Annotated in this window: 6 protein-coding genes; 3 read left to right on the top strand and 3 right to left on the bottom strand. The window is 66.4% G+C overall.

Annotated features, from left to right (window positions below; genetic code table 11):
- Positions 1–12 precede the first annotated feature (12 nt).
- Entirely contained in the window at positions 13–1,299 is a 1,287-nt protein-coding gene (locus A2J02_RS02670; protein ID WP_068046385.1) for an adenosylmethionine--8-amino-7-oxononanoate transaminase, read from the bottom strand.
- Positions 1,300–1,371: 72 nt separating this feature from the next.
- On the opposite strand from A2J02_RS02670, the gene A2J02_RS02675 reads away from it, so the two are divergent.
- Genes A2J02_RS02675 through A2J02_RS02685 form a run of 3 tightly spaced genes read left to right on the top strand, consistent with a single transcriptional unit; the run spans position 1,372 to position 4,979 of the window.
- Positions 1,372–2,715 (top strand): serine hydrolase, encoded by a 1,344-nt coding sequence (locus tag A2J02_RS02675; RefSeq protein ID WP_068046389.1) that lies wholly within the window; start codon positions 1,372–1,374, stop codon positions 2,713–2,715.
- Positions 2,716–2,761: 46 nt separating this feature from the next.
- Positions 2,762–2,968, top strand: coding sequence for an inositol 2-dehydrogenase (locus tag A2J02_RS02680; protein ID WP_068046392.1), 207 nt, complete (start codon positions 2,762–2,764; stop codon positions 2,966–2,968).
- 43 nt (positions 2,969–3,011) lie between these two features.
- Positions 3,012–4,979, top strand: coding sequence for an acyl-CoA dehydrogenase family protein (locus A2J02_RS02685; protein ID WP_068046395.1), 1,968 nt, complete (start codon positions 3,012–3,014; stop codon positions 4,977–4,979).
- A 31-nt stretch (positions 4,980–5,010) separates the two neighbouring features.
- On the opposite strand, the gene A2J02_RS02690 is transcribed toward A2J02_RS02685, so the two are convergent.
- Positions 5,011–5,808, bottom strand: coding sequence for a cyclase family protein (locus A2J02_RS02690; protein ID WP_068046398.1), 798 nt, complete (start codon positions 5,806–5,808; stop codon positions 5,011–5,013).
- Positions 5,808–6,834, bottom strand: a 1,027-nt coding sequence (locus tag A2J02_RS02695; protein WP_068046402.1) for a PQQ-dependent sugar dehydrogenase, incomplete at its 5' end; no start/stop codon positions are given. The genes A2J02_RS02695 and A2J02_RS02690, both read right to left, overlap by 1 nt.

The raw sequence follows: 6,834 nt of genomic DNA on the forward strand, positions 1-6,834 counted from the left end.
CTTGAACACTGTTCAATTATGGCTTCGGGCCACCGCCAGCATCGCGCCTGCAATGGCCGTCACGTCCTCCTCGGTGCAGATGTACGGCGGCATCGCGTAGACCAAACGGCCGAACGGCCGCAGCCACACACCCGCGTCGACGGCCGCTGCCGTGGCTCGAACCATGTCCACCGGACTGCGCATCTCGACGACGCCGATGCCGCCGAGAACGCGAACATCGGCGACTCCCGGCAAGGACCGGGCCGGCGCGAGGCCGTCGGCCAACCCCGACGCCAGACGTGCGACCTCGGCGCGCCAGTCGCGCGAGAGCAACAGTTCCACCGACGCCACCGCGATCGCACACGCCAGTGGATTACCCATGAACGTCGGCCCGTGCATCAGACCCCCGGCCTCGCCGCCCGAGACGGTTTCGGCCACTTCGGTGGTGCACAACGTCGCCGCCAAGGTCAGATATCCACCGGTCAGTGCCTTGCCGACGCACATGATGTCCGGTGCGACACCCGCGTGGTCGGCAGCGAACAACTCCCCGGTTCGACCGAATCCGGTCGCGATCTCGTCGAAGATCAGCAGTACGCCGTACTCGTCGGCCAATCGGCGCAGTTCCAGCACATAGCGCGAGTCGTGGAACCGCATTCCGCCTGCGCCCTGCACGATCGGCTCGACGATGATCGCCGCCAGTTCGTGCGCGTGCTCGGCGAGTACCCGCTCGAATTCGGCGACGTAGCCGGCGTCGAACTCCGCGGGCGGAGCCGGAGCGAACACCTGCTTCGCGAGCACATCGGTCCACAGCGTGTGCATGCCGCCGTCCGGGTCGCACACGCTCATCGGCGCGAACGTGTCTCCGTGGTATCCGCCGCGCCAGGTCAACAGCCGAGTGCGTCCGTTCTCGCCGCGTCCGCGCCAGTACTGCAGCGCCATCTTCACCGCGACCTCCACCGAGACCGATCCGGAATCTGCGAGGAACACCTTCTCGAGCCCCGCGGGGGTGATGTCGACCAGCAGCTCGGCCAACCTGGCCGCCGGAGCATGTGTCAGTCCGCCGAACATGACGTGGCTCATTCGACCCAGCTGATCGTGCGCGGCGGCGTCGAGCACCGAATGCCGGTAGCCGTGCACCGCCGCCCACCACGAGCTCATGCCGTCGACGAGTTGCCTGCCGTCGGCCAACGTCAGTCGCACTCCCGACGCGCTGTCGACCAGCAGCGGCGTCGCATCCGCCGGGAACCGGCTGTAGGGGTGCCAGAGATGGTCGGAGTCGATTCGACGGACGTCTTCGGAAGTCAGCACGCCAGAGCACATTGCCACAGCGCCCGTCCGGCCGTACCGAGACTGGACGGGTGGCGAAATGTCCGAATCCATTAGCATCGCAGCATGACGACGCGTACCGTGACGAGACTCGTGGGAGTGGTCGTTGCCGCCACTCTGGCGCTCTCCGCCTGCGGGGGCACGTCCGCTGCGCCCGTGCCCACCACGACCGCTCCGGACTTCGCCGTCGACACCTCCACTCCCGTGGGCGCAGTCAACGAACGCATCCTGCGGTGGATCAACGCCGAGAACGCACCCGACCCCGCCGAGGTCGAGGCAGTCACCGGCCCCGAGCTGGCCGAGGCCGTCGCACCGCTGGGTGGGCTCGCCACCCCACTCGAACAGTTGCGGGCAGGCGCACCGAACGTGGCCACGAGCTTCGAGGCCGGTCCCAACTCCGGTGTCCTGCACTTCACCACCGCGGGCATCCCGGCCACGATCACGACGTCGATCGGCACCGACGGCAAGCTCGACGGCTTCCTGGCCCGGCCGGACACCCCCACGATCTCGTCGTTCGACGATCTCGACGCGGCACTGTCGAAGGTCGCCCCGAACTATGCCTACAGCGCGTCTCGACTCAACGGCGGCGACTGCGAATCGATCTACTCCGTCAACGCGGACTCGGTGCTTCCCCTCGGATCGGTGTTCAAGCTGTACGTTCTCGGCGCGCTCACCGACGAGATCGACGCAGGCAACATCCGCTGGGAAGACCAGCTCACCGTTCGTGATGCCACCAAGAGTGCGCCGTCGGGTGAACTGCAGAATCTGCCCGACGGCACGAAGGTGTCGGTTCGGGAGGCGGCCGAGAAGATGATCTCGTTGTCCGACAACACCGCAACCGACCTGCTGATGCAACGCCTCGGCCGCGACCGGGTCGAACGCCAACTCGGCGTCATGGGTCATCACGACCCGTCCGTCATGACGCCGATGATGGACACCCGGCAGTTCTTCGTCATCGGATTCGGCGATCCCGACATGCGGGAAGAGTGGTCCGGGGCCGACCCCGCCACCCGGGCAGAGCTGCTCGAACGGGCGGACGCGAGGCCGCTCGAAATCGACTTCGAGAACTTCCTCGACAATCCGGCGTCGGCGGACGGTGTCGAATGGTTCGCCAATGCGCAGGACGTCTGCGCTGCCATGGGGTATCTGGCCAACGGCCCGGGAGCCGAGGAGAACCGCCGCATTCTCGCGATCACCCCGGGCGTGCAGCTCGACGCGGCGCTGTGGCCGTACTCGGGCTTCAAGGGCGGCAGCGCTCCCGGTGATCTGGCCGGCGCATTCCTCGCCACGGACGCGGCCGGCCAGGACTGGATCGTGACCGAGCAGTTCCGGGCTGACGGCGCGATCGATCTGATTCCGTCCAGCTACGCGTTCCTCGTCGCGCAGCAGGCGTTCGCGTTGATGAAGTGAGTGGGATTTGTAACATCGGTGTTACCGCTGCATTACACTCGCGGTCGTGGAGGCACAACACGAACCAGCCCAGCACGCGTGGCCGGAGGGCTTCAAGGAGTTCCTGGTCGGCGAGTTCACCGACTTCAGTCCCCTGGTGAACCGGGCCATGGAGGACAACTGCGCGTCGTTGTTCCACGACGGTCCGTACGCGAAAAAGGGCTTCTGGCGCAGCTGCCGGGCCGTGTTCCGAGAATTCGTCTGGCCGGTCTGACTTTCCGGCCTTCACAGGCGGCCGCAAAAGGTTACCGTCGAGTATGGCAACCACAACGGATCACCTTCGGAACACTCTGGACGGCCGCTGGCGAGATGTGAAGAACCAGGCGCGTCAGCAACTTGCACGCGACGAGTTCCGTCCGCATTACACGCCGAACACCGTCATCGCCCGCACCAAGGCAATGGAACAGATGAAGTTGCTCGCCGCTGCCGGTGCAGCCGACAACGGCTTCAAGAAGGAGCACGGCGGCACCGGAGATGTCGGTGCCGCGGTGACGATGATCGAAATGCTCGCGATGAGCGATCTCTCCCTGATGGTCAAGGCCGGCGTCCAGTGGGGGCTGTTCGGCGGTGCCATCGAGAATCTCGGCACCGAACGCCACCACGAGGCCTACGTCCCCAAGATCATCAGTCTCGATCTGCTCGGCTGCTTCGCCATGACGGAGACCGGACACGGCAGCGACGTGCAGTCCCTCGAGACCACGGCCACGTACGACCCGAAGACGGACGAGTTCGTCATCAACTCGCCGACGCCGTCCTCGCGCAAGGACTACATCGGCGGTGCCGCCGAGACCGCCACCGTCGCCGCGGTGTTCGCTCAGCTCATCACTGCAGGCCCGGGCGAGGAGCCCGAGAGCCACGGTGTGCACTGCTTCTTCGTTCCGCTCCGCGACGAGAACGGTGACGACCTGCCCGGTGTCACCACCTCGGACTGTCAGTACAAGGGCGGTCTCCCCGGCGTCGACAACGGCCGCCTGATGTTCGATCACGTCCGCATCCCGCGAGACAACCTGCTCAACAAGTACGCCGATGTGTCCGACGACGGTACGTACTCCTCCCCCATCGAGAACAAGTCTCGACGGTTCTTCACGATGCTCGGTACGTTGATCCGCGGTCGCGTCACGGTCGGTGGCAGCGCCGCTGCGGCGGCCCGCGTCGCCCTCGACATCGCGACGCGATACGCGTTGCAGCGCAGGCAGTTCTCCGCACCGGATTCCGATCAGGAGGTCCTGATCATGGACTACCTGGTGCATCAGCGTCGACTGTTCCCGCTCATCGCCAAGTCCTACGCCCTGCAGTTCGCGCAGAACGAGCTCGTGTCGAAGATGCACGAGCTGCAGACCGCGGACAACCCCGACGCCGAGGAGCAGCGCGAGCTCGAGTCCAGGGCAGCAGGCCTCAAGGCCGCGAACACCTGGCATGCGACCGCCGCGATCCAGGAAGCCCGCGAAGCCTGTGGCGGCGCAGGCTATCTCGCCGAGAACCGGTTGATCTCACTCAAGGCCGACACCGATGTGTTCACCACGTTCGAGGGCGACAACCATGTGCTGACGCAGCTGGTGGCCAAGGAACTGCTCACCGCGTACGCCGACGACGTCAAGTCCATGAGCCCGGTCGAATGGGTCAAGTTCGCCGCCGACATGGTGGGCGACCGCGTCGTCAAACGCACTGCGGCTCAGGCGATCATGCAGACCATCCTCGACCGCCGTCAGGACAACGAGGAAGAGGGCTCGCTGTTCAACCGCGGCACCCAGGTCAAGATGTTCGAAGATCGTGAGGAGTACCTGCTCTCGACCGTCGCGCGCCGGTTGCAGTCCAAGTCCAAGGAGACCACTCCTTTCGAGGCGTTCAACGCGGTGCAGGATCACGTGCTGCATGCCGCGAGTGCGCACATCGATCGGATCATCTTCGAGGCGTTCATCGCCGGCATCGAATCCTGCGAGGACACCACCACCAAGGAACTGCTCGACGAGGTCTGCGACCTGTACGCGCTGTCGGTGATCGAGGCGGACAAGGCCTGGTTCATCGAGCACCGCTACCTGTCGACCGAGCGATCCAAGGCCGTCACCCGTGCCATCAACGAGCGGTGCCGGACGCTGCGTCCGCACGCCGAACTGCTCGTCGACGGCTTCGGGGTTCCCGACGCGTTGGTCGGTGCCGCGATGCTCGGAGAGCCAGGGGCGGGAACCGAGGAAGAGCCGGCCGCGAACCCCAGCCACGCGCACTGACGCGTAGCCGGGGTTCAGCCGGAAACCCGGGTCAGCCGGGAACTATCGCGAAGACCCGGCAGGGACCGCCGGTCGCGCCCGCGTGCTTCGGTGCGCCGACAACGACCGTCGCCCCTGCCGGGGGCACCGCGTCCAGATTCGCCAGTGCCTCGACTCCGTATCGGCCTGCCCCGAGAACTGCTGTGTGAGCCGGGTATTCGCGGTCGTTCATGCGGTCGAGGCTGAGCGTGTCGACCCCGATCCCGACGACGTTGCGCTCGCGGACCAGCATCCGAGCCGCGTCTGCGCCGAAGCCGGGGGCAGCACGCTCGGCAAGCCTGTTCTGCCATCGGCTGTGCATCGCCACCAATGCGCGATCGGGTATTCGACCGTGTTCGCGCTCCCACTGCGCGATGTCCTCGGTCGTCACCACAGCTTCTGGATCCGATGCGGACCTGGCCGAGATGTCCAGTACGACCAGCGGAGCGATCAGATCTTCGAGGGGCAGGATGTCGGCCGTCGCGCCGCCGCGAACGCGGTGTGCCGGGGCGTCGATGTGCGTGCCCGTGTGCTCCCAGTACGAGAGCTTGTTCACCAGGAACCCGCCCAGCTCGTAGGCGGCGACCGGCCGCATCGAGAACGGTTCGCTGCCCGGCCACACCGGGAACGTCGGGCTCAGGGTGTGGGTCAGGTCCACGAGTCGGCCCGCTGGTATCGCCGACGCCACAACGGGTTCGGCGCGCACCGCTCCGGCCGTCGCAACGGTCAACGCGGCGGCCCCCAACGACCCGAACAGTGCCCTACGTCCGATTCTGCGGTTGACCGTCTCGACGACCTCGGGGCCGCACATCAGTCGGCAGCGGGGGTGACGAGCAGAACTTTGTCGTCCGATCCGTTGTCGGTGGTCAGCAGGAATGCGCCGGCGCCGCCGAAGCTGGTGAGTGAGCGCAGTCGTCCGTAGGTACCCACCAGGGCGTCAGCCTCGTCGACGAATTCTGTGCCGTCCTCGGACAGCTTGAGAAACACGAGCTTCTCTTCCTGCTGACTCGATATCACTGCGGCCCCGTTCCAGGAACCCCAACTCGCGCCGTCCGCGAAGGTCAGCCCGGGCGTGGCGATGGCGGGGCTACCCGAGCTCCACACCGCGGCTAGTGCTCCGGGCACGCGGGTGGGATCGGTCATCGGTACCGACTCGTCGTAGATGAACGGAAGTCGATCGGGGCGGTATCCGTAGTTGCCGCCGGGCACCAGCAGGTTCAGCTCGTCGTCTCGGGAGGTGCCCTGCTCCACCTCGTAGATCTGATCCGTGCCGGGACGAATCGCCAAGCCCTGCACGTTTCGATGCCCCAGAGTGAAGATGCGATCCGGTGATCCCGCGGCCGGTGAACCGTCGGCATTGATATGTAGAACCTTGCCGCCCAACGAGTTCCGATCCTGCGGAACCGTCGGCGACGCCGTGTCTCCGGTGCCGACGTACAGGGTGCCGTCGGGGTGGGCCAGAATTCTGCAGCCGCCGTGGCGACCGCCGTCGGCGACGGGAATGTCGTCGACGAGGGTGCCGGTGCGCGTCAGTGCGGTCCACTCCGGATCGACGGTCCACGACAGGACGGCGATGTGGTTGTCGCTGCCGCCGCCGGCACTTCCTGTTCCGGCGCTACCGGTTCCGCCTGCGGAGCTCTGTACGCCCTGGCAGGTGTAGATGGTTCTGGACGCGGCGAAATCCGTCGCGAGGGCGATGCCCATGAGGCCCGTCTCGCCGGACGCGTAGAGGTCGTCGAGATCGGCGGCGAGCTCGCGGATGGTCCCGTCGACGGCGCGGATCACGAACCGGCCGGAGCGCTCCCCGGTCAGCACCGTTCCGTCGGGCGCGACCACC

The sequence above is a fragment of the Rhodococcus sp. EPR-147 genome (genome assembly GCF_001647185.1).
GTDB lineage: Bacteria > Actinomycetota > Actinomycetes > Mycobacteriales > Mycobacteriaceae > Rhodococcoides.